19 protein-coding genes are annotated in these 24,696 nt (G+C 55.1%); 14 read left to right on the top strand and 5 right to left on the bottom strand.

The window, feature by feature from the left end; genetic code table 11:
• Position 1: 1 nt before the first annotated feature.
• A complete protein-coding gene (locus ACW17M_RS16025; RefSeq protein ID WP_041158856.1) occupies positions 2-1,180 on the bottom strand; it encodes a Gfo/Idh/MocA family protein in 1,179 nt (392 codons plus the stop codon).
• Between the two features lie 258 nt (positions 1,181-1,438).
• Here ACW17M_RS16025 and ACW17M_RS16020 point away from each other — a divergent pair, with 258 nt between their 5' ends.
• From ACW17M_RS16020 to ACW17M_RS15965, 12 genes are all read left to right on the top strand, one after another.
• Entirely contained in the window at positions 1,439-2,437 is a 999-nt protein-coding gene (locus tag ACW17M_RS16020; RefSeq protein ID WP_039859393.1) for a LacI family DNA-binding transcriptional regulator, read from the top strand.
• 121 nt (positions 2,438-2,558) lie between these two features.
• The gene (locus ACW17M_RS16015; protein ID WP_041158855.1) at positions 2,559-3,569 is read left to right on the top strand and encodes a DctP family TRAP transporter solute-binding subunit; all 1,011 of its coding nucleotides are present in this window, start codon (positions 2,559-2,561) and stop codon (positions 3,567-3,569) included.
• Positions 3,570-3,630: 61 nt separating this feature from the next.
• Complete coding sequence (locus ACW17M_RS16010; protein ID WP_027958078.1) at positions 3,631-4,110, top strand: TRAP transporter small permease; 480 nt, start codon at positions 3,631-3,633, stop codon at positions 4,108-4,110.
• Positions 4,100-5,407, top strand: a complete 1,308-nt coding sequence (locus ACW17M_RS16005; protein WP_161463165.1) for a TRAP transporter large permease — start codon at positions 4,100-4,102, stop codon at positions 5,405-5,407. Before ACW17M_RS16010 ends, ACW17M_RS16005 begins: the two co-directional genes overlap by 11 nt.
• 312 nt (positions 5,408-5,719) lie before the next feature.
• Positions 5,720-6,700 carry a TAXI family TRAP transporter solute-binding subunit gene (locus ACW17M_RS16000; protein ID WP_457547752.1) on the top strand — a complete coding sequence of 327 codons (981 nt, stop codon included), beginning with the start codon at positions 5,720-5,722 and terminating at the stop codon, positions 6,698-6,700.
• 157 nt (positions 6,701-6,857) lie between these two features.
• Positions 6,858-9,452, top strand: coding sequence for a TRAP transporter permease (locus ACW17M_RS15995; protein WP_022522287.1), 2,595 nt, complete (start codon positions 6,858-6,860; stop codon positions 9,450-9,452).
• 11 nt (positions 9,453-9,463) lie between these two features.
• Positions 9,464-9,892, top strand: a complete 429-nt coding sequence (locus tag ACW17M_RS15990; RefSeq protein ID WP_027958076.1) for a universal stress protein — start codon at positions 9,464-9,466, stop codon at positions 9,890-9,892.
• A 325-nt stretch (positions 9,893-10,217) separates the two neighbouring features.
• Positions 10,218-11,036 carry a DUF2189 domain-containing protein gene (locus ACW17M_RS15985; RefSeq protein WP_022522289.1) on the top strand — a complete coding sequence of 273 codons (819 nt, stop codon included), beginning with the start codon at positions 10,218-10,220 and terminating at the stop codon, positions 11,034-11,036.
• Between the two features lie 165 nt (positions 11,037-11,201).
• Positions 11,202-11,699, top strand: coding sequence for a molybdopterin-dependent oxidoreductase (locus tag ACW17M_RS15980; RefSeq protein WP_051052028.1), 498 nt, complete (start codon positions 11,202-11,204; stop codon positions 11,697-11,699).
• Positions 11,689-13,935 carry a hybrid sensor histidine kinase/response regulator gene (locus ACW17M_RS15975; protein WP_041158854.1) on the top strand — a complete coding sequence of 749 codons (2,247 nt, stop codon included), beginning with the start codon at positions 11,689-11,691 and terminating at the stop codon, positions 13,933-13,935. The genes ACW17M_RS15980 and ACW17M_RS15975 overlap by 11 nt, the downstream gene beginning before the upstream one ends.
• A complete protein-coding gene (nosP, locus tag ACW17M_RS15970; RefSeq protein ID WP_022522292.1) occupies positions 13,916-15,082 on the top strand; it encodes a nitric oxide-sensing protein NosP in 1,167 nt (388 codons plus the stop codon). Before ACW17M_RS15975 ends, nosP begins: the two co-directional genes overlap by 20 nt.
• Positions 15,051-16,427: a hybrid sensor histidine kinase/response regulator gene (locus ACW17M_RS15965; protein WP_457547751.1), complete on the top strand. Its 1,377-nt coding sequence runs from the start codon at positions 15,051-15,053 to the stop codon at positions 16,425-16,427. Before nosP ends, ACW17M_RS15965 begins: the two co-directional genes overlap by 32 nt.
• Here ACW17M_RS15965 and ACW17M_RS15960 read toward each other — a convergent pair.
• Entirely contained in the window at positions 16,424-17,101 is a 678-nt protein-coding gene (locus ACW17M_RS15960; protein ID WP_022522294.1) for a response regulator, read from the bottom strand. The two genes, ACW17M_RS15965 and ACW17M_RS15960, sit on opposite strands and share 4 nt — an antisense overlap.
• 116 nt (positions 17,102-17,217) lie before the next feature.
• Between ACW17M_RS15960 and exaC the strand changes: the two genes are divergently transcribed.
• On the top strand, positions 17,218-18,738 hold the full coding sequence (gene exaC, locus ACW17M_RS15955) for an acetaldehyde dehydrogenase ExaC (protein WP_027958074.1): 1,521 nt from the start codon (positions 17,218-17,220) through the stop codon (positions 18,736-18,738).
• Between the two features lie 138 nt (positions 18,739-18,876).
• Positions 18,877-19,905 carry an alcohol dehydrogenase AdhP gene (gene adhP / locus ACW17M_RS15950; RefSeq protein ID WP_009287372.1) on the top strand — a complete coding sequence of 343 codons (1,029 nt, stop codon included), beginning with the start codon at positions 18,877-18,879 and terminating at the stop codon, positions 19,903-19,905.
• A 76-nt stretch (positions 19,906-19,981) separates the two neighbouring features.
• Here the strand turns inward: adhP and dauA are convergent, their stop codons facing one another.
• From dauA to ACW17M_RS15935, 3 genes are all read right to left on the bottom strand, one after another.
• A complete protein-coding gene (gene dauA / locus ACW17M_RS15945) occupies positions 19,982-21,730 on the bottom strand; it encodes a C4-dicarboxylic acid transporter DauA (protein WP_041158851.1) in 1,749 nt (582 codons plus the stop codon).
• 151 nt (positions 21,731-21,881) lie between these two features.
• On the bottom strand, positions 21,882-23,930 hold the full coding sequence (gene betT, locus ACW17M_RS15940) for a choline BCCT transporter BetT (protein WP_009287370.1): 2,049 nt from the start codon (positions 23,928-23,930) through the stop codon (positions 21,882-21,884).
• Between the two features lie 203 nt (positions 23,931-24,133).
• Positions 24,134-24,556, bottom strand: coding sequence for a hypothetical protein (locus tag ACW17M_RS15935; RefSeq protein ID WP_041158850.1), 423 nt, complete (start codon positions 24,554-24,556; stop codon positions 24,134-24,136).
• Positions 24,557-24,696: the final 140 nt, after the last annotated feature.

Below are 24,696 nucleotides of genomic sequence, written 5' to 3'. Positions count from 1 at the left end.
ATTAGGCTCCCGTTAGTTGAGTGGCAGGCAGTGGAGTCCATTTCTGTTCGCTTTTGGCGCTGGTGGTGACGGCCTCGATAAACGCCATGCCACGTAGCCCGGAGGCCATACCGGGAACGCCCTCAACGTCGCCTTGCTTGCCTTGATGAATGGCGTGGGCAAAGTCGCGGTAAAGGTTGCCGAGTGCTTCCAGATACCCCTCTGGGTGGCCGCCGGGTAGGCGCAAGCGCTGCATCGCGCTGGGGAAAAGGTCGGGTTGGTCGATGCCCGCACGGAGGGTGCGCATCGGTGCTTGAAGCGGGCGGTAGAACAGGCTGTTGGGCTCCATTTGGTGCCACTCCAACGCCCCTTTATCGCCGTAAATACGTATTTTAAGTGCGTTTTCTTCCCCGCTGCAGATCTGGCTGGCAATGAGGGTTCCGCTGGCGCCTTGATCGGTGCGCAGCAGTACATCGCCATCATCGTCTAATTGGCGGCCATCGGCGTGGCTGGCAAGCGAGGCGCAGAGAGCGCTAACACGATGTCCGGAAATAAACTCGGCGAGGCCGAAAGCATGGGTGCCAATGTCGGCCATGCAGCCGCTGATACCTGCGAGCGTAGGGTCGGTGCGCCAGGCGGCTTGCTTATTACCCTGCTGTTCTAAATGCTCGCCTAGCCAGCCCTGGGGGTACTCCACATGAATTTTGCGAATGCTACCTATTTGGCCCTCGCTCACCATTTCTCGGGCTTGCCATACCATGGGGTAGCCTAAGTAGGTATGCGCCAAGCCATACAGGCAGCCGCTGGCATGCCAGCTTTCTGCTAAGCGCTGAGCTTCTTGGAGCGATACTGCCGACGGTTTTTCGCAAAACACATGAAAACCTGCCTGCATGGCCGCTTCCGCGATCGGCACGTGAAGATGATTAGGCGTTACGATCACCAATAACTGCATGCGTTGTTCGGCGGGAAGTTGCTGCTCGCCTTCCAGTAATTGCTGCCAGTCAGCGTAAATACGCTCGTCGGGGAGGTGGCACGCTTCGCCAGTCAGCTGGTTGTTATCCGCCGAGCGGCTAAAGGCGCCACATACCAGCTCGCAGGTATCGTCGAGGCGAGCAGCTAAGCGGTGAACTTGGCCGATAAACGCCCCTTGTCCGCCGCCGATCATGCCTAAGCGGATGCGGGGTTGATTGGGCCGCGGCATAGAGAGGCTCCTGCTTTAATAAAACTTATGAATTTTCAGGTGGCGCTTGCTGCGCTTGTACAGACGATAATGTAACCGGTTACATTTGGCTTGAAATTAGGGCTTCACGCTATAAGCGTCAATGCGACAAAGGTCTATCGGTGCGCGCGAAGGGTTGGGACATCGCGCGCTGAGTTTAACGCTGGGATACGTTAAGCTGAGATGAATAATGCCGCGCAACCATCTGCTTACGGCGATTACCTAGTGATAAGGGAGGCCATGACCAATATACGTAAGGTCGCCGAGTTAGCGGGGGTATCGGTAGCGACCGTATCACGCGCGTTAAAGTCGCCGGATATCGTCTCACCGGCCACCCGGGAAAAAGTGCTGAAGGCCGTTGATCAAGCGGGCTACAAGCCTAATTTGATGGCGGTTCAGTTTCGCTCTCAACGTACTTATAACTTAGTGGTATTGGTACCCACGATCGCAAACACCTTTTTTGCGCGGGTAATCAGCGGTATTCAGGAAGCTGCCCAAGAACGCGGCTACGGCGTTCTGCTGTGTAATACGCTTGGTAATGAGGCGATGGAAACCCAATACGCCAGTTTAGTCAGTACCCGCCAGGCGGATGGCGTGATTCAACTGCGTGCTTTTAACCCTTTTTCTGAAAAGGCGTTTCCTGCTGGGGCGGTATTGCCCATGATCAATGCCTGCGAGGTGCTGGACGATGCGCCCTGTCCCACCGTCAAACTCGATAACCGAGCGGCAGCCCGGGAGGCCACCGAGCACTTGATCTCCCTGGGGCATCGTCGAATTGGCATGATTAAAGGGCCTCGGCGCAGCCCCTTGACCCGTGACCGCCAACAAGGCTACCAGGATGCGTTGAGCGCAGCGGGCATTCCGTTAGATGAGTGCCTGCTTTGTCCTGGCGATTTCACGCCACGTTCTGGTTATCAGGCGGCTGAAACGCTTATTGCTTTAGCGGAGCGCCCCTCCGCCATTTTTTGTGAAAGCGATGAAATGGCCATAGGCGCTATAAGCCGTATCAAAGAAGCGGGCCTGCGGGTGCCGGAGGATATTTCGGTGGCAGGCTTTGATGATATTGCGTTTGCTTCTTACAGCGACCCGCCGCTGACGACGATTGCCCAACCGGCGGAAGCCTTCGGACGCGAAGCTGTTGCGATGTTGATCGAGGTGCTGGAAGGGAGGCAAGTAGACAATTTGGTGTTGCCATATACCCTGGTCTCAAGGGCCAGTACTGCCACATGCCGACCTTAGGCGACTTCCTTTCGCGCCCTAAGTGCATACAATAAGTGGGGCTTTCTCGAAAAGCTTCACAACTGCTGTCCACGCACACCACTAAACGCACATCATAAAAATAGCTAAAAAAGGATCTACCATGACGCTGACACGCCCAATGGCTCGTTTAACCGCTGGCTTGGCCGGTGCGGCTCTGCTGACCGCCTCCCTTTCTGCACAAGCACGCGAACTCTCGGTTTCTACGGTTTTGTCTGACGCTTTCCCCTGGGGGCAGGCGGCTGAGAAGTGGGCCGAACTAGTTGAGGAGCACAGCGACGGCGAGTTAACGCTGCGCGTTTACCCCAACTCTCAGTTGGTTTCCGGTGATCAAACCCGCGAATTTTCCGCCATGCGCTCTGGGTTAATTGATGCCGCTGTGGGCTCGACCATCAACTGGTCGCCCCAGGTGCCGGAACTTAATCTATTCTCTTTGCCGTTCTTCATTCCCGATGAAGCCGCCGTTGATGCGGTTACCGGTGGTGAAGCGGGGGAGTTGGTTTTTGAAGCAATCGAGTCTCGAGGCGTTATCCCGTTAGCCTGGGGTGAGAACGGTTTCCGCCAGGTTTCCAATTCTCGCGGGCCGATTAGCCAACCAGACGACTTGGACGGCCTGAAAATCCGCGTTGTTGGCTCGCCACTGTTCCAGGATACCTTCTCGGCATTGGGCGCCGACCCCACCCAAATGAGCTGGACAGACGCTCAGCCTGCGCTGACCACCGGCGCCGTTGATGGCCAGGAAAACCCACTCTCTGTGTTTGACGTCGCGCGCATTGATCAAGTCGGCCAGGAGCATTTGACACTCTGGAACTACATGAATGACCCACTGATTTTTGCGGTCAATCAGCAGGTATGGCAAACATTGAGCGAAGAGCAGCAAACCCTGCTGCGCGAAACCGCGGTAGAAGCGGGTGAGTGGGAAATCGCCATGACCCGTGAAGAAGAGGGCGAGCGGCTTGCGGCGATTCAAGAGCGCGGCGTCACAGTAACCGAGCTTTCCGATGAGCAGTACCAGGCGTTTGTCGATGCCACCCAGTCCGTTTACGAAAAATGGGCGCCGCGGATTGGTGAAGAGGTGGTAGAGGCCGCACAAGCCGCTATCGACGCGCGTTAATTACTTTTGATGTTCAAACTCCCGGCCTTGAAGGCTGGGAGTTTTTTGCTGTGAGGCTGCCATGAAAGGCTTTCCTGATGCGCGCCCTGAACGTTGGCTGGGCGCGCTGGCATTAATCATTATCTCATTGATTAGTCTTGGTAATGTGATTACTCGCTACTTAACCGGCGGCTCTTTTTCATTTACCGAAGAGTTTTCTGTGTTTTTGTTGGTAGTGCTGACCTTTGCCGGTGCCTCGGTGGCGCTGCGGCGTAACCGCCATATTCGTATTGGCTTTTTGGAACGGGCATTGCCGCTCAAGTACCGTCGTGCACTGATCCTTTTTCAAGCGCTTTGCGGTGCCACCGTGCTGGGTTTGATCACTTGGTATGGCGGCAAGATGGCCTGGCAAGAGTATCAGTGGGAGTCGCTGTCACCAGGGCTTGGCTTGCCTCAGTGGTGGTATTTAGTCTGGCTGCCCGTGCTTTCTGCGGCCATGGTGTGGCGCTTATGCCAGCAAACCGCCGACCGTTTAACGGGGAGGCTCACCGATGAGCCCTGATGTGTGGATGATACTGGCGTTTGCGGGGCTGCTGATAGCGGGGGTGCCGGTAGCGTTTTCGCTGGCGCTCTCCGGGGCCGTTGGCATCGTGCTGGGTTTGTCACCGGACATGCTCGCAACGATGGGTACCAATACCTATAACAGTATTGCCAAGTACCCTTTGATTGCGATTCCGCTGTTTATCTTAACCGGGCTTATTTTTGAACGTTCCGGTGTAGCGCTGCGTTTAGTGCGTTTTGCCCAGGCTTTGATTGGCCCGCGACACGGTGGCTTAGCCTTGGTGGCGGTGCTGGTGTGTATGATTATGGGCGGAATGAGTGGCTCAGGCCCTGCTGATGCCGCGGCGGTTGCGATGGTGATGCTGCCGAGTATGACCAAAGCGGGCTACCCCAAGCCGTTTTCCGCCACGCTGATTGCCGCCTCTGCCTCGACGGCGATTCTCATTCCCCCTTCAGTGGCGCTGATTCTTTACTCGATCGTGGTGCCGGGCGTCGATTTACGCGCACTTTTCGCAGCAGGTTTATTTCCCGGTATTCTGGCGGGGCTGGCGCTACTGGTGCCCGCTATGCTCGTTTCCAAACGCTACGGGTGGGAGGGCGGCACACCCATAGAGGGGGCTGAAAGGCTAAGTGTGCGCTCCACCTTTAAACAGGCGATACCGGCGCTGTTTGCCCCGGTGCTGATTTTGGGTGGTTTGCGTTCAGGGCTGTTTACACCCACCGAAGCGGCCGTGGTAGCCGTTGCTTATGGTGCGATTGTCGGTCTTTTTCTAACCCGCGAACTGTCGATGCGTGATTTATGGGAGCTATTGGGTGAGGCGGCGATTATTTCCGGCGTGGTGATGCTGATTATCGCTCTGGCGGGGATTTTTGCCTGGGCAGGCACCATGCTGGGCACCTTCCGCCACTTGGCGGAATGGATTATTAGCCTGACCGATAACGGCGTTTTGCTGCTAATCCTGGTGATGTTAGCAGTGTTGGTCGCTGGGATGCTGTTGGATGCGATCTCGATTTATTTGATTATGATGCCGATTTTGATCCCCGTGATGCAGCATTTTGAGTGGAACCCGGTGTGGTTTGGGATTCTGTTGGCGATGAATATTGCCATTGGCCAATTTACCCCGCCGGTGGCGGTGAATTTGATGGTGACCACCGAAGTGGCCAAAATTCGCTTGGAGCAGACCATCGGATGGGCGCTGCTGTTTGTCGTTGCAATGGGCTGTGCGCTAGCGCTAGTGGCAATCTTCCCCGCTATCGCGCTATGGCTGCCGCGCGTTTTGGGCTATAACGTTGATTAATTTTGCTTACCCTATGCAAAGGCGGTATAGCAGTTAACGCTCCCTAAACGATGAAGACCGCTACACTGAGTATTAGACGACAGCGAAATTCATTATTTAGCGTATTACATTTCGCTAATTAGGTTTTTTTCGCTAAAGTAATGCTAGCAGGCAGCTTATGGGTCGCCTGTAACCGTTTGTCTTGAAAATAGAATGTCTTGAAAACGTTTTGGAACAAGGGCACCTGAGGGAACGGTTCATCAGGTGAGACCAAAGCGTGCGATGCTCGTAACATCAAATACGCTCACAACATCAATACAAAGAGGTGTGTTCATGAAACGCCATGTATTTTCCACTACTGCTTTCTCCGGTGCGCTACTTGCCGCCGCTGCTTTCGCCTCACCGGCAATGGCACAGGATGACGAGCAATTCATCACCATTGGCACCGGTGGCCAAACCGGCGTTTACTACGTCGTGGGTCAGTCGATCTGTCGTTTGGTTAATCGTCTCGAAGACGCCGATATTAAGTGTAATGCACCTTCCACCGGTGGTTCTGTCGCCAATATCAATGGCATCAAGTCCGGCGAATTGGACATGGGTGTCGCTCAATCCGATGTTCAGTATCAAGCCTACAACGGCACTGGGAATTTCGAAGGCGAGCCCTACGAAGAGCTGCGTGCGGTGTTCCGTGTCCACGGTGAGCCTTTGACGCTGCTTGCGCGGGCTGATTCTGGCATCGAGACGCTCGATGACTTGGAAGGCAAGCGTGTCAACATTGGTAATCCAGGTTCGGGCCAGCGCAACACCATGGAAGTGGTGATGGAAGCCAAGGGCTGGACTGAAGACACCTTCTCGTTGGCATCTCAGCTTGATGCTGCCGAGCAAGCGGCGGCACTCGCTGATAATAACGTCGATGCCATGGTATACGTGGTTGGCCACCCCAATGGCTCCATCCAGGAAGCCACCACCACCGTTGATGCTCGTCTGATTCCGTTGAACGACGAAGACATTCAAGGCATCGTCGATGAATATCCTTACTACGCCGCATCGGTAATTCCGGGTGGTCTGTATCGCGGCAATGACGAAGATGTCGAAACCTTCGGCGTGGCAGCGACCTTTGTCACCACCGCTGAGGCTGACGAAGATGTGATCTATCAGACCGTCAAGGCGGTTTTTGACAACTTCGATCGTTTCAAGCGTCTGCATCCGGCCTTCGAAAATCTTGATCCAGAAGAGATGGTGAGTGAAGGGCTTTCCGCACCGTTGCACGATGGGGCAGCGCGTTACTACCGTGAACAAGGCTGGATTGAGTAATCCAGACGCCTAAGGTGATACTACCTTAGTAAGAAATGCGCGGTTACCTCAGGGTGCCGCGCATTTTGGTTTAGAATGTTGATAGGGCGTTTAAAATGTTGATAGGGCATTTCGATATGGCAATGATGCGTCAATCGACTCGGAGCGGGGCAGGCAGATGACAGACGATAAGAACAGGCCTTCGGGAGCCGGAGTAGACTTGGAGGATATGGTCGCCTCTAGCGACACAGGAGCCCGCAAGCCAGCCGGCATGCCCGGAAAGCTTTTGGTAAGCATTGCGGCAGTGTGGTCTCTTTTTCAATTGTGGATCGCTTCGCCAGTGCCCTTCGTCCTTGGGTTTGGTGTATTTAGTGCCACTGAGGCGCGTTCTATTCACTTGGCCTTTGCGCTTTTTTTGGCGTATATGGCTTATCCGGCACTCAAGCGCTCCCCGCGCGACCGTGTTCCGATTCAGGATTGGGTGCTTGCAGCGGCGGCGGCCTTCTGTGGCGCTTACATGTTTATGTTTTACGAGCAGTTATCCCAGCGCCCCGGCGCACCGATACTGCAGGACGTTATTATTGGCATCGCAGGGATACTGCTGCTGCTCGAGGCGACGCGTCGAGCGCTTGGCCCGCCGTTAATGATTGTAGCGTCGGTTTTTCTTCTCTATAGCCTGGCTGGCCCTTGGATGCCGGGTATTCTTTCCCATGGTGGGGTGAGCCTCTTTGGCTTGATTAATCACCAGTGGTTGACTACGCAGGGGGTCTTCGGTATCGCTCTGGGGGTATCAACCAGCTTCGTGTTTCTGTTTGTGTTATTCGGTGCCCTGCTCGATAAGGCCGGCGCTGGCAATTACTTTATCAAGGTGGCGTTCTCACTATTGGGCCACTATCGCGGCGGACCAGCGAAAGCTGCCGTGGTGGCCTCGGCCATGACCGGTCTGATTTCCGGCTCCTCGATTGCCAATGTGGTGACCACCGGCACCTTTACCGTGCCGATGATGAAACGTGTCGGATTTTCCGCGGAAAAGGCGGGCGCTGTTGAAGTGGCGTCATCGGTTAATGGACAGATTATGCCTCCGGTAATGGGGGCGGCCGCTTTCTTGATGGTCGAGTATGTGGGCATCTCTTATGTCGAGGTGATCAAGCATGCCTTCCTTCCCGCGCTGATCTCCTATATTGCGCTGGTCTACATCGTTCACCTTGAGGCCCTCAAGGCCAACATGAAGGGGCTGCAAAGCAGTAACCCACCTAAGCCGCTGGTCAATAAAGTGATTGGCTTTCTCGGTGGTTTGCTACTGATGATGGGCACCGCCCTGGCTGTTTATTACGGCCTTGGCTGGCTCAAGCCGGTACTGGGGGATGCGACCCCCTGGGTGGTAGCCGTTGGACTTACGGTCATTTATATTGCCCTGCTCAAACTGGCGGCCGGTTACCCAGAGCTCGAGCTCGATGACCCTAACCAACCGATCTTTACACTGCCCCAGACCAAACCGACGGTGCTGGTTGGCTTGCAGTACATCCTGCCGGTTATTGTGCTGGTGTGGTGTCTGATGGTGGAACGTTTATCGCCAGGACTGTCGGCTTTCTGGGCCACCGTTTTCATGATTTTCATTATTCTGACCCAGCGCCCCATTACGTCAATCTTTCGCGGACGCAGCGATATGAGGGCGGATCTGCGTGAAGGCGCGATGGATCTTTGGAATGGCCTGGTCACTGGTGCCCGCAACATGATCGGCATTGGCATTGCCACGGCCACCGCCGGTATCATCGTCGGTGCCGTCTCCCAGACCGGGGTGGGTCTGGTGCTAGCCGAAGTGGTGGAAACGCTGGCCATGGGCAACTTGATGCTAATCTTGCTGCTTACCGCTGTGCTTAGCTTGATCCTCGGCATGGGGCTGCCTACGACAGCAAACTACATCGTCGTATCGGCACTACTGGCACCGGTCATCGTCAACCTGGGCGCTCAAAATGGCTTGCTGGTACCATTGATTGCGGTACACCTGTTCGTGTTCTACTTCGGCATCATGGCCGACGTTACCCCACCGGTGGGGCTGGCCTCCTTTGCGGCGGCGGCAGTATCCGGTGGCGATCCCATTCGAACCGGTTTCCAGGCGTTCTATTACAGCCTTCGTACCGCGGCGCTGCCGTTTCTGTTTATCTTCAATACAGATCTGCTACTCATCGATGTGACCTTCCTTCAGGGGGTGTTGATCTTTGTGGTGTCGACCATCGCCATGTTGATCTTCGCTGCCGCGACCCAGGGCTTTATGATTACGCGCAACCGCTGGTATGAGTCTATCGTGCTGCTGCTGATTGCGTTCACGCTGTTCCGGCCTGGTTTCTGGATGGACATGATTCATGATCCCTACGAATCCATCCCGCCCGCGCAATTCGTCGAAGCGCTGGGTGATGTGGATGAAGACTCCACTTTGCGTTTGCAGATTGCGGGTCTTGATGATTATGGCGATCCCATGACCACTTACATGACATTACCGGTACCTGAAGGCGAAACAGGTCAGGAGCGGCTCAATAACCTGGGCATGGAGCTCTTTATTGAGGATGGCACGGCAACCGTTGATATGGTGACCTACGGCAGCCAAGCGGCAGAGCTCGGTTTCGACTTCGATCAAGAAATCATCGAAGTTCTGGCCCCCGTCGACCGCTGGACTAAGGAGCTAATGTGGATTCCTGCCTTCTTGGTCTTTGGGTTGATCGTATTGATGCAGCGTCGGCGTCGCGATAACACGCAAGCTGCCGCCACCGCATGAAGGAGAGTGCCATGTATAGCAAGATCATGTTGCCGGTGGATTTGAACGAGGAGTCTTCCTGGTCGAAGGCGCTGCCCACAGCCCTGACGCTATGTCGAACTTTTGGCGCCTCGCTTCATGTGGTGACGGTACTGCCGGACTATCGTATGCCCATGGTGGGCTCCTACTTCCCCAAGGACTTCTCCAAAAAAGCGCATACAGCGATCACCGATGCGCTCCATGACTTTATCAAGACGAATGTGCCCGACGACATTCAGGTACAAAGTGTCATTGTGGATGGCTCACCTTGGGAGGCCATTATTAAAGCCGGTAAGAAACTGGACGTCGATCTAATCGTCATGGCTTCCCACAATAAGCGTAAGTTTGTCGATTATGTGCTCGGCCCCAATGCAGAGCACGTTGTGCACCATGCCAAAATGTCGGTAATGATTGTGCGCTAGACATTCAGAGCGTCACGTACGGAAAACCCAAAACTCCGGGCAGTTGCTCGGAGTTTTTTATGGCCGTCCGTCGCGCGTCTTGACTATATCGGTTTTTACTAACGCAGCAATTTAATTGGCGGTTGACAGCTGTTTCGTGGATTTTTTGTACGCGCATCTCAAAGCGTCACCCCAAACAGCGTTGGTCAGCTACATTAAGAGGGTATTAACAAATAATGTTAAGCCATTAATTTAGTGTTAATACCGTCAACGGGTAATGAGTGTTGATGCCTTAGAGGTAAATCCTGAATCCAGGGTCTATATCAGGAACAACAGGAGTGATGCCATGAATGCGGCTACAACAAAAACAAACCACCATGCGGATCAACCCAGCGTTAAAATCACTATTAACAAGGTTGGATTGGATCGACCCAGGGCGTGGTTGGCTGCTGGCGTAGAGGATTTTCGTCGGGCAACGGTAGTGAGCCTCTCTTATGGCATGTTTTGGGTGGGGTTGAGTATTGCCATTACTCTTGGCGCCTTCACCATGGGCTACTGGTACTGGCTGCTGCCCATGATTGCCGGGTTTATGTTTATTGGCCCGCTGGTGGCAGTAGGCTCTTATGGTATTAGCCGAGCGTTGGAACGTGGACAAGTACCTAACCTAGGTGATGCGTTTGGAAGCTGGAAGCCCCATGCTGGTCAGCTGGCGATGATGGGCGTCATGATGATGATCTTCTTCCTCGCTTGGATTCGTTTGGCCACGCTGCTGTTCGCACTATTTTTCGGTTTTGAAGTGCCTAGTCCCGCGTCGCTCTATACTGCGCTGCTGACCACCTCAGAGGGCCTGGGCATGTTGGCAGTGGGCACAGTTGCAGGCGGGATTTTAGCCTTTGGCGCCTTCGCCATAAGCGTTGTAGCGATTCCTACCTTGATGGATCAAGACCTAACCTTTATGGAGGGGATAGAAGCTAGCGTACGCTGTGTCGCGCGTAACTTTCGCGTGATGCTGTTATGGGCGGTGATTCTTACCCTGTGCGTTCTGGTTGGCGTTATGACGTTTTACATTGGTCTTGCACTTATTTTGCCTGTGCTAGGACATGCCAGTTGGCACGCCTACGAAGATTTGGTGCGCTTTGAACCCTTCGAGAAAATCAAATCGTAACCCTAGTGTGAACAGTAAATAACGTTTCAGTGACGAAAAAAACAGTATTTGCCCTGACCTGCTTAAGGAGATGGCGTAACCTTTACGCTGTCTTCTTTTATTGTTCCTGGGAGCTATAACCAGCGGGCAACCTTGCGTGAGGTGTTTACTGTGAAAGCGTGGTTAATGGGGTGGGCCGTGCTGATGTTCAGCGCTCCCCTGGTGGGGCTTGCTGATTCAGTCGATGAACTAGACGTGCCTAACGGGCCCGTTATTTTGACCGTCAGTGGTAACATAGACCTTACCAATGTGGGGAGTGAAGCGCAGTTTGACCGGGCCATGTTAGCGGCTTTACCACAGTATGAATTTGATACCAGCACGCCGTGGACAGAGGGCCGAAGCCACTATAGTGGCCCTTTAATGCGTGATCTTTTGGCGCTATTAAGCTCCGACAGTGATGCGGTTCACGTTTCCGCGCTGAACGGTTACGAAGCCGAAATACCGGTCAGTGATTTTATTGAGCACGATGTCATCTTAGCCATCGAAAAAAACGGTGAGGCGATTCCGATTCGCGAATATGGCCCTTTGTGGGTGCTCTACCCCTTTGATCAAGATGAAGTGCTGTTAAGCGAAAAAATCCGCTTTAGAGCGGTATGGCAGGTTATGCATATTAATGTTCTCTAGCGCTCCTAGTGCGCAGGCTTCCAACCTACTGCGTTATCCTCGCCGTTTTAAGCTCGTTGCCATTGTCGCGGTGTTACTGTTCGCTGCGGCGTTGGTCGTCGCTACCTTGGCCGCTTGGCGGCAGGAAAATCTAACCCAAAGCCTGAGGGAAGATACCGCCTGGGTTGTTTATAAGCTGGATCGTGATGCGGTACAGCTACTTAATCATTTATTGGCGGCAACCCGCGAGCCGATAACTCCGACGGCTCACGAGGAGCTAAATCTTCGCTTTGAGCTACTTTATAGCCGTATAACGCTGCTTAACGACGGCGAAGTCAGCAACTTGTTGCAGCAGATCGATACCGCCCGTGAGCTACTGGAAGAAATTCAGCAGCAGCTTGATGTGCTGGATATCATATTCGAACCCTACGGCGTGTTTGATCAACTGCCGATAGCAGCGCTGGAAGATGAGCTACAGGTACTAACGCAACTGACTGAACGCCTGGTTATTGCTATTAACGGCTATTTAGCCGAATCGGCGACGGAGGAGCGTGCCCAGCTCAGCCTGCTTTACAAGTTGCTGATGAGCCTGATTATTGGCATGAGCTTAGCGGCGTTTCTGGTGATTGCTTTTTTGGTGCGTGAAATGCGTGAGAGTGCGGCGATAAGGCGGAGCCAGGAGCAGCTTGGTCGGCAGTTGGAAGTCACCGCCAAACAGGCTCAGGCGGCGAATCAGGCAAAGTCAGACTTTTTAGCCATGGTCAGCCATGAAATTCGCACGCCGCTGAACGGTGTTATCGGCATGAGTGAGCTGCTGCGTGAATCCGCCAGCCCCGCTCAGGTAGAAGATTACGCTCATACGATCCACGACAGCGCCAACCAATTGCTGGCGATGATCAATGAAATTCTCGATTTCTCAAAAATCGAAGCAGGGCACTTAACCCTTGAAACATCGCCTACGGAACTCAAGCCGCTGGTCGATAGTGTTGTCGTGCTATTTGCGCCCCGAGCAAAAATGAAAGGGTTAACGCTATCGGTCAATGTCGATGCACTGGTGCCTGCCTGGGTGCTTGTCGATGCAGGTCGGCTGAGGCAAATTTTGCTTAACCTAATTGCCAATGCGATTAAATTCACTGATCACGGTGATGTCAGCGTACGAGTCTCTTCGACGGTGGAGCAGTTACTGTTTGAGGTCAGTGATACGGGCTGTGGTCTAAGCGAACAGCAACAGCAGCGTCTATTTGAGCCTTTTCAGCAAGCGGATGAATCGGTGGCACGTCGATTTGGGGGTACCGGGCTAGGGCTGGCAATTTGCAAACGGTTAAGCGAAGCCATGCAAGGGCGATTAGGGGTAAAAAGCCAATTAGGCCAAGGTAGCACTTTCTGGTGTGAGTTGCCCTTGATCGCCGCCGACCCCGTATCCAGTACGCTGCCCCCATCCCCCAAACGGGACTTTACCGGCACAACACTGCTGCTGGTAGAGGACAATGCCGTTAATCGCAAAGTCGCGATGGGCTTGTTGGCGCGCTTAGGTTGCGATGTCGTCTGGGCCGAGAACGGCCATGATGCCTTGGCCATGGCCGAATCCCAACAAGTGCATTTGATCTTTATGGATATTCAACTGCCCGATATGGATGGCCTGGCAGTCACCCAGCGTTTGCGGGAACAGGGTGGCTGGCTGGCCAGTGTGCCGATTGTTGCCATGACGGCCGGGGGGGCTGAAGATGACCGTAAACGCTGCCTGGCGGCGGGCATGGATGATTACATCACTAAGCCACTGTCGCTTGCGGCGTTAAGTAACGTGTTGGCATTACAACTTTTTGCAACCCCAGACGCAACGCCTTTACAGGCATTAGCGGTCTCTCCTCCGTTAACCAAGCAGCAATCACTCCTTAACAGCGATACCCTTGGCATGCTGAAAACGACGCTAGGGGAGGCGAGCGTTACACAACTGATCATGCTATATCATCAGCAAGTAAGCGATTACTCCGCTCAGTTGGCTGCGTGTTTGGCCGCTACTCCCCTAACGTCAGAGCAGACACAGCAGGTTGAGCGGCTTGCCCACCAACTGCGCGGCGAGTCATTGAGTATGGGCGCCGACCAGCTTGCCGAATTGGCGAAGCAGCTTGAAAAATTAGCTGAAACGCAACATGCGACATCTAAGCAGCTTGATGATGCGTTCTGCGCGTTAAGACTTGCAGCGGCGCATACATATGCCGCACTAGAGAGGTGGTGCCGTGACCACTTATCAGGTTGAGCAGGGTATTCTTACTGCGGCCAGTCAGCAGGCTAATGCTTGCCAGGCAGCGGCGGAGTTAGCCGACGCTTTACAGCACGAACACTTGGGGTTCGTGCTGTTCTTCTGCAGCGCGGAGTATGATTTAGCTGCCCTAGCAGACGCGCTGGAAAGTAGTTTTCCCACCACGCCGCTAAGTGGCTGTACGACGGCTGGGGAAATAACCCCTGGAGGCTATGACCGCGGTTCCATCGTGGCGATTGGGTTTGATCGCCGACTGTTTGCCATTGAAACGGCGCTGATCGACGACCTGGAGCATTTTGAACTAGCCAACGCTCAACCGCTGGTCGATACGCTGTTGGAGCAGTGCCGCCAACAAACCATCGCGCCGATTAACGAACACAGCTTTGCGCTGACGCTATTGGATGGCTTATCCAGCCGTGAAGAGCAGGTGCTCGCTACCTTAGATGCCGCCCTAGGCCGTATCCCCAGTTTTGGCGGCTCGGCGGGTGACGACAATCACCTTAGCCATACCCATGTGTATACCGCTGGGCGCTTTTATACCCGTGCAGCAGTGGTGGTGATGATCAACACTCGGCTGCCTTTTGAAGTATTTTCAACCCACCACTTAATACCATTGGCCCACAAACTCGTAGTGACCGAGGCTGACCGCGAACAGCGGCGGGTGATAGAACTCAACGGGTTGCCTGCCGCCCAGGTATATGCCGAACTGGTAGGTAGTGCGCCTGCGCAGCTCAACGCTGGCATTTTTGCCCGTCATCCATTAGCCGTACGCATCGGCGGCCAGCACTACGTGCGCTCTATTCAGCGTGTTAATAGCGACAGTAGTTTGAGCTTTTACTGCGCGGTGGAAAACGGCATTGTACTGACCGCCATGCAGCCCACGCCGCTACTGGATAATCTCAGCGTGATGCTTGCTGGAGTAGGTGCCCGCCTAGGCGCGCCGAGCATGATTATTGGCTGCGACTGTTTTCTACGCAGGATGGAGCTCGAGGCGTTACAACAGTTGGATCAGGCATCGCAGTTGCTGCGCCAGGCAGGCGTAGTGGGGTTCAATACGTACGGTGAACAGCATCATGGTATGCATGTGAATCAAACGTTTACGGGGGTGGCGTTTGGATCTCTTCCAACTAACCACAAACACTGACGCGGCGGATGTCGCGGCGCTGTGGGAAGAGAACCGTCGCTTGCGTAAAGTGTGCCAAGCGCTGATGGAGCGGGTGGAAACGGGAAGCGGTGCCGACCCCGCGCCCTATGCCGCGTTTGAACGCTCAGTGTTACTTGCCGAACAGGTGCGTGAGCGCACTGATGCACTGCACCGCACCTTAGACGAACTGAGCCAGGTCAATACGCGCCTACTGGCCGCGAAAGCCGAAGCCGAAGCCGCTAACCTCTCCAAAACGAAATTTCTGGCGGCGGTCAGTCACGATTTGCTTCAGCCACTCAATGCCGCCCGGCTGTTTGCCAGTGCGTTAGAAACCCACTCGCTTCCTGATACCTCACAAGCTCTGGTCGGCCATATTGGCCGTTCGCTGAAAGATGTTGAAGGCTTGATAGGAACGCTAGTGGATATCTCGCGTTTGGACGCAGGCGTACTCCACGCCGATAAAGCGCCCTTCGCGGTGAGCACGCTGCTAGATGCGCTGGCAGAGGAGTATCGCCAAGTGGCCGGGGTGCGGGGGCTGACACTGCACTACGTGCCTTCCAGTGCGGTGGTCGAGTCGGATCTAGCGTTGCTGGCGCGAGTGATCCGCAACTTCTTAAGCAACGCGGTGCGCTATACCGAGCAGGGGCGCGTGCTGCTGGGCTGTCGGCGGAGACGAGATGGCCTGGAAATTATGGTGGGCGATACCGGCCCCGGGATCCCTGAGCAGCAGCGGGAAGCGATCTTTCTGGAGTTTCGCCGCGCTAATCAGCCCAATAGCTCCCACAGCCGCGGTTTGGGGTTGGGTCTAGCCATCGTTGACCGGATCAGCGCCATGCTGGGACAACCGATCTCGCTCGCCTCTAGCCCTGGCGCGGGTGCGCTATTTTCGATCACCGTACCCTACGCGACGGCCGCGCCGCCTGCAGTGGCGAGCACTCATTATACGCCGCTGCCTGACGTTGCAGAGGATCCGCTAAGCGGCTGTGTCATTTGGGTGATTGATGATGACCTGGCGATTATAGAAGGTATGCAGGCGCTGCTAGGCAGTTGGGGGTGCCGAGTGCGCGCCGCTGCCACGGTGAGTGCGTTAGAGGCTGCCAGCGACGGTGAGCGACCGTCAGTATTGCTGGTGGATTATCATTTGGGCGATCACCGCGAAACCGGCATTGAGTTGGCCGCGCGACTGCAGCGCCGTTATCCAGGCTTGGCAGCGGTGGTGATTACTGCCAATCACGAGGCGGAGATTAAGCGCGCAACCCGCGAAGCGGGCATGTACTGCCTGCTCAAACCGTTAAAGCCCCTGCGGCTGCGCATGCTGCTAGCCACACTGCTCAATAAAGCCTAACGCGTGCGGTTGGCCCGGTGAAAGCTTAGATCTTCCTCGCCTGCGATAACAATGGCGTGAACCCGGCTCGTGGCATTCAGCTTGCGCAGAATTGCCGAGACATGGGTTTTGACGGTCGTTTCGGCAATCAACAACTCCCGGGCAATATGCTTGTTCGACATGCCTGTCGTCATGCACGCCAACACCTCTAACTGCTTATCGGTTAAACGCGCCAACCGCTCGCTGGTCGATGAAGCATTTGCAATGGGTGGCACCGCAGAAGTGCGCGGTGCTGGGCGACGCATGATATCGGGCGGCAGGTAGAGCTGGCCTTCAAGAATCTGCGTTAACGCCGCCAGCAGCGCTTCCCGGGGTGTGGATTTGGGAATATAGCCCACCGCGCCGAGGGTAATGGCATCGAGTACCAGCTGGCGCTCTTGATGTGCAGAAACAATCGCCACCGGCAACCAGGGAAATGCCTCTCGCAGTGCTGTCAGCCCCTCTAAGCCTTCCGCATCCGGAAGGCTTAAATCCAGCAGCAATAGATCTAGCTCTGTTTGCGCTTCAATCAGCGTTATTGCATCAGCAAGGCTCTCTGCTTCCAATAGCAGGCTGCCTGCCAAGCCCCCGCTAATCACGGTTTGTAGCGCGTCTCGGAACAGCGGATGGTCATCCGCCACCAACAGGGAATACATGGCGTCTCCTACCAAGGGATGAGGGCTAATCCTGCCATCGGGCTATATCGCCATTTGCTTTAGTGAACAACACTGTCAATGCACCTTTAATAATCATAATACTCAGGAGCAATACAATGATCTACGCCAACCCTGGTGATACCGGTTCTGTGGTGTCATTTGAAAAACGCTATGGCAACTATATCGGCGGTGAATTTGTGGCCCCGGTGAAAGGCCAATACTTCGATAATATCAGCCCCGTCAATGGCCATGTCTTCTGCGAAATCCCCCGCTCAACGGCAGAGGATATCGATAAAGCGCTGGATGCGGCCCACAAAGCGGCACCTGCCTGGGGGAAAACATCCGCCCAAGAGCGCAGCAATATCCTGCTGAAAATCGCTGACCGCATTGAACAGAACCTGGAAATGCTTGCCGTTGCCGAAACCTGGGACAACGGCAAAGCCGTGCGTGAAACACTGAACGCCGATCTGCCGCTGGCGGTTGACCACTTCCGCTACTTTGCCGGCTGCATACGCTCGCAGGAAGGCACGGCGGCGGATATCGATGCCAACACGGTTTCTTATCACTTCCACGAGCCGCTTGGCGTAGTGGGCCAGATTATCCCCTGGAACTTCCCGATTCTAATGGCGGTTTGGAAGCTGGCGCCTGCACTGGCGGCGGGTAACTGCGTGGTGCTCAAACCTGCCGAGCAAACCCCAGCATCGATATTAAAAGTCGTCGAATTGATTGGCGACCTGCTACCTCCGGGCGTCCTTAATATCGTCAATGGCTTTGGCGCCGAGGCAGGGCAGGCGTTGGCAAGCAGCAAGCGCATTGCCAAGATCGCCTTTACCGGCTCTACCCCTGTTGGCTCGCATATCTTGAAATGCGCGGCGGAAAACATCATTCCCTCTACCGTGGAGCTAGGCGGCAAATCCCCCAACATCTACTTTGCCGACATCATGAACGCCGAACCGACCTTTATTGATAAAGCAGTCGAAGGCTTGGTGCTGGCGTTCTTTAACCAGGGTGAAGTGTGTACTTGCCCGTCACGTGCGCTGATCCAAGAGAGCATGTACGAGGAGTTCATGGCCAAGGTCATCGAGCGTACCAAAACCATCAAACGCGGCAATCCACTGGATACCGACGTGCAGGTGGGGGCTCAGGCCTCTCAAGAGCAGTTCGATAAAATCATGTCCTATATGGATATCGCCCGAGATGAAGGCGCGGAATTCCTCACCGGCGGTAATAAAGAGACCATGGACGACAGCATCAACGATGGTTACTACATCCAGCCCACGCTGCTGAAGGGTAACAATCAGATGCGCGTCTTCCAGGAAGAAATCTTTGGCCCGGTGGTGGCAGTCACTACCTTCAAGGATGAAGAAGAAGCGTTGGCGATTGCCAACGACACCGAGTTTGGTTTGGGCGCAGGCGTGTGGAGCCGCGATATCAACGTCGCCTTCCGCATGGGCCGAGGCATTCAAGCCGGACGTGTATGGACCAACTGCTACCACCAGTATCCCGCCCATGCGGCCTTCGGTGGCTATAAAAAATCCGGCGTTGGCCGTGAAACTCACAAGGTGGCGCTTGAGCACTACCAGCAAACCAAAAACCTGCTGGTCAGCTACGACATCAATCCGCTGGGCTTCTTCTAACCCGCCACGTTTTTCTATGTATAGCTAACCCACACCGTCCGGCATCAGCCGGGCGGTAATTGTCAGTCCCCTGACGCTGACTCTACTGATAAGAGCAGTGCTTAAACTGCCGTATCGAAAACTATTAGGAGTTGCATCATGGATAGCACAATGCGCGCGGCGGTCGTTCGTGAGTTTGGCCAGCCGTTGGTCATAGAAGAAGTTGATGTACCTCGCCCCAAGCAGGGCGAAGTGTTGATGAAAGTGGCGGCCTCTGGGGTTTGCCATACCGATTTACACGCCGCCCACGGCGATTGGCCGGTGAAACCCTCGCCACCGTTTATTCCCGGCCATGAAGGCGTTGGGCATATCGTGGCGGTGGGTGCAGGTGTCACCCATGTCAAAGAGGGTGATCGTATTGGTGTGCCCTGGCTCTACTCGGCCTGCGGCTACTGCGAGCACTGTTTAGGCGGTTGGGAGACGCTGTGCGAGTCCCAGCAGAATACCGGCTACAGCGTTAACGGCGGGTTCGCGGACTACACCTTAGCGGATGCAGGCTATGTAGGGCGCTTGCCGGATGCCGTTGATTTTATCGAAATAGCCCCGGTGCTGTGTGCCGGTGTAACGGTTTATAAAGGCTTGAAAATGACCGATACCCGCCCCGGTCAGTGGGTGGTGATTTCGGGGATAGGTGGGCTTGGCCATATGGCGGTGCAGTACGCCAAAGCGATGGGGCTGAACGTGGCGGCTGTCGATATCGATGACGGTAAGCTAGCCCTGGCTGAGCGTTTAGGCGCCACGGTAACCGTTAACGCCATGAAAACCGACCCAGCGGCGTACCTGAAGAAAACCATTGGTGGTGCTCACGGGGCCTTGGTGACAGCGGTGTCGCCGAAGGCGTTTGATCAAGCGCAGAATATGCTACGCCGCGGCGGAACACTGGTGCTCAATGGCCTACCACCCGGCGACTTCCCGCTGCCAATCTTTAGCACAGTGCTCAATGGCATTACCATACGTGGCTCTATCGTTGGTACGCGCAGCGATCTGCAGGAAGCGCTGGATTTCGCTGCCGAAGGCAAGGTTAAGGCCACGGTCGCAACCGATACGCTGGACAATATCAACGATGTCTTCCAGCGCATGATCGACGGCAAGATCGAAGGTCGTATCGTGTTGGACATGGCGAGCTGACATCGTTCTAGTGTCGTATCTCAGGGGGAGGCAACTCCCCTTTTTAATTTCGGTAGTGTCACTGCTCAGGCACGATTTAATCCCCGCCGTTCCCCTGTCGGCCCAACCAACGGCGCGCCATTCGCTCTGCGTGGGCAAGGTTACTGACAACCGCTAACTTACCTGCTTCGCGCTTAATGCCCGCGCGTTTGAGTTTCAGCGCCATGCGCGGTGACAACCCTACAAATATTACCCCCACCCCATGCTCGCCCAGCTCGCGTCGCAGCGTATCCAGCGCCACCATGGCGGTGGTATCCAGGCTGGGTACATCGCGCATATCCAGAACGACGATTTTTACGCTGTGGTCAATCACTCTGAGTGTGGCAATGGCCTTTTCTGCTGCGCCAAAAAACAGCGGTCCGCTTATCTTATAAAGGGCTACTTCCGGCGGGAAGTGTTCGCTGGTGTTGGGCGCCGCCAAGCGTTGGGTATGAGTCAGCTGTGCCATTCGGCGAATAAACAGCGCGGCGGCTAGGCCAATACCCACGGCCACGGCAACCACCATGTCGAAAACAACCGTGAGTACGAAACAGATCACCAACACCCAAACATCGCTGGCGGGGGCGCTTTTCAGCGTATGCATAAAGTGGTGCGCCTCGCTCATGTTCCAGGCAATGATGAAGAGCAGGGCAGCCAGAGCGGCCATGGGTACATATCCCAGTACTCCCGCGAGCACGACCACGGCAAGTAGCACTACGACTGAGTGCACCACTGCAGCGATAGGTGAAAAGGCACCGCTTTTGATATTGGTCGCGGTGCGGGCAAGGGCCGCCGTGGCGGTAATGCCGCCGAAGAAGGGCACCACCATATTGCCCAGCCCCTGGCCAATTAGCTCGGCATTAGGATCATGGCGGGTGCGAGTTAAGCCATCTGCTACCACGGCACACAGTAGCGACTCAATGGCCGCCAGCAGTGCAATCGCCAGTGCCGGGCCAAGCAGAGCCTGAATCAGCGCAAAGTCGATCTCAAGCGGCGTGCCATCGGCACCAGGGAAATGCCACGGTGCGATAAAGCCAGGCGCGAAGGGAGGAATGCCACTGCCGCTTTCGCCCTGATACTCCCAGCTAAAGCGCGAGGCGATAGTATCGACCTCGACACCACCCACCAGCAGCAGGGCGGCAACCAGGGTACCCACCGCCAAGCCAACCAGCGGGGCAGGAACTGGCGTATTCAGACGGGGCCAGATTAACAGCGTTGCCAAGGTCACAAGCCCGACGCTGATTTCAGCCAGTGACAGAGTGGGCAGTGCTCGACCAATCAGCATGAGGTTACGCAGAGTACTATCGCCGAGCTCGACCCCGGCCAAACCGAGAAAATCGGGCAGTTGCAGCAGCGCAATGACGACGCCAATGCCCGCTGTGAAGCCAAGAATGACCGGGTAGGGGACGTACTGAATCAGACTGCCCAGCCGCGACAGCCCCAGCGCGACCAAAATGGCGCCTGCCATAAAGGTAGCAATCAGCAGCCCGCCCAAACCATGATTGGCCACAATGGGGAATAGGATCACCACAAAGGCGGCGGTAGGGCCAGAGATATTAAACCGCGAACCGCCGGTCAAGGCGATCACCGCGCCTGCCACGATGGCAGTGTATAGCCCGTGCTGAGGTGGCACGCCAGTAGCGATGGCCAGCGCCATGGAGAGCGGTACCGCCACCACACCAATCGTCAGACCCGCCATTACATCCCGCTTGAATTTGGCCAGCGTATACCCTTCACGCCAGGCGTTTACTAACGCGCGGCCAGGCATCGGGAAAACGTATCCCGAAGATTGATGGACACGGGACATAGAGTCAGCCTCCTAAAAATAGGGAAAACAAGCCATTACGCTACGCCTGCGGTGAAATTTGCACAACAAGTCGTTAGTCGCGGAGTCGTTCGCGCACAAAAAATCCCAGCCGCTTGGCTGGGATTTTTTTAGGCTAAGCGCAGATGCTTACTTATATCTGCGAGTCTTCAGGCGGTTCGCCGATGGTGCCAGGCATTGCCTGAACATGACCCATCTGCTCACCGGCCAAGGTGAGGAAGTGTAAGTGGCGCTCATACTCAGCCACCAAATCACCAATCACCTGACCACGGGTATAACCGTTAAGGTCTTTATCTTGTCCACCTTCCGCCAGGTAGACATCCAGACGTACATAGAAGTCATCATCGGCAGGGATGAAGCTTGGTGTGCGCATACGGTGCGGACACACTTGGTAGACAAAGCTGGTGGCGTCACCGAAGTCGACCTGGAGCGTCAGGTTCGGTAGCGACTCGCCCTCGACATGCTCTTCGGTCACATTGGCGGTTTGACCACGGCTTTCAAGCTCCTGAGCAAACTGGGTCATCGCTGGGCGAATAGAGTGCTCGATCGTCGCAGCGGCACCCGCACGATTAGAGGTATCCAGGGCGCGATCCAGGCGCTCTCGCCAGTCACCACCGGGGGCACCACCAGCAATCATGCGGCGTGCATCGGCTTTGCTACCTTCAAGTTTCAGCGCTTTATACATGCCCACCATTACCGCGAAAATCACCACTGAGAAGGGCAGTGCGGTTATAACGACGGCACTCTGTAGTGCGTTCAAGCCTCCGGCCATCAGCAGAGCTATGGTGATCAACCCTATCGTCGCAGACCAGAAAATACGCAGTTTCACCGGCGCATCGTGGTTCACGTCGCTCAAAATAGAGGTGAAGTTGGCCAGTACCAGTGCACCGGAGTCCGCTGAGGTAATAAAGAACACGATACCCAGCACGGTGACAACCGCCGCAGTTAGGCCGACATAGGGGTAGTACTCAAGCAGCGTGTAGAGCGTTGTTTGTGGGGTGTTAAGAGCCTGTTCACCCAGTTCGACAACGCCCTGGTTGGCCACCAGCTCAATGCCGCTGTTACCAAATACCGACATCCACACCATCATAAAGGCCAGCGGAATAAACAAGGCGCCTGCGACAAATTCACGAATGGTGCGGCCGCGGGAGATACGTGCCAGGAACAGACCCACAAACGGTGTCCAGGCAATCCACCAGCCCCAGAAGAAGATCGTCCACCACATCTTCCACTCTTGGGCGCCTTCATCGGCAAAGGCGTAGGTGTCAAAGCTTGCAGCGACAAAACCGGATAGATAATCACCGGCGTTATTGACCACCTTATCCAGCAGTACCAGGGTGTCGCCTGAAAAGAGCACAAACAGCATCAGCGCCAATGCCAGCAGCATATTGAACTCAGAGAGGCGGCGAATGCCTTTCTCAACGCCGGTCACCACAGAAATCGTTGCTAATACCACCACCAGTACAATCAAAATCACCTGCACGGTGAGCGTTTCCGGCACGCCGAACATATAGGTGAGGCCGTAGTTGAGCTGCATCACCCCGATACCCAGGCTGGTAGCAATGCCGAACACGGTAGAAATAACCGCGGTAATGTCCACTGCGTTGCCAATGGGGCCGTGGATACGCTTCCCTAGAATTGGGTAGAGCGCGCTGCGGATCGCTAGCGGCAGGCGATGGCGGTAGCTAAAGTAGGCCAGCGCCATACCCATCAACACGTACAGCCCCCAGCCGGAGAGCCCCCAGTGCAGATAGGTTTGGACGACGGCGTTACGCATCGCAGCTTGGCTCTCCGGGGTTAAATCCGGCGGTGCCAAATAGTGGGCCACTGGCTCGGCAACGCTGAAAAACAGCAGGTCGATACCGATACCCGCGGCAAACAGCATGGCTGACCAGGAGAGTAGCGAAAACTCGGGTCGTGAGTGATCGGGCCCTAGGCGAATACTGCCAAAGCGTGACATGCCAATAGCAACCACAAAGACCAGGTAGGCAACAATCGCCAGCATGTAGTACCAGCCAAAGGTTTTGCTGACCCAGGCAAGCCCGGCATCAAAAAAAGCACCGGCTTGCTCGGTGAACAGCATGGTGAGTACTAAAAAGATAACGATACCCGCCACACTGCCGTGGAAAACCACGGGATTGAGGCGGTCGCGGGAGGGGAGGATGGGGTTGTCTTTCGCCATGCAGGCGGACTCCTGTTGTTGAAAGATGAATTTTTATTTTGAATGAACGTTCAAATAAAATACGCGATTAAGTGTCCCCCTTCAAGTTAACCTTCCTATTTGGGTTGAATTAGCGTGGAGTTATCAGCGTGCTGATGAAAGCGCAGACACAAAAACGCCCGGAAAACCGGGCGTTGGATCAAGGTTTGAGGCTTGGCCTGCGTTTATTCGCTGTCGGCGTTTTCGTCACTATTACCATCGTGATGGCCACGTTTGCCGTGCTTGCCACGATACTCTTCATGGGCTTCTTGCATGGCGTTGCGCAGTGCTTGCTGCTCTTCTTCTGTGAGAATTTCAGCTACCCGTTCGTGATGCTCTTCACGCAGTGCCTGCATGGCTTCGCGATGTTCAGCGTGTGCTTCGTTAAGCTCTGCCTGTTTCTCTGCTGAGATATCTGCACGCTCGTACACTTCCTGGCGACGCTCTTCCATGCGCTCTTCCATGCGTTCGCGATCAGGGCCTTGCCCTTCATGGTCACCGTGGCTATTTGCTTGAGCGGTAAACGCTAATGGAACAATGGCGATAGCCAGCAGGGCGGGGGCGAACAGTTGGCGAATTGACATTTTCCTAGCACTTGAAACGTTCATAAGTACTCTCCTGATGAGTTGACGATGACAGTATCGCTAGGCGACGTGCAAACCGTTTGCAGATAGTGTGCAACAATCATGATCTTATTGGCTTGTTGCAGGTCGTAGTCGCTAGGTGAGGGGTCACCTACTTTTCAAGG

Source organism: Vreelandella sp. 2A-K22, from assembly GCF_054065485.1.
Note: the sequence above shows the minus strand (reverse complement) of the source record. Positions and strands in the feature narration are given on the sequence as shown.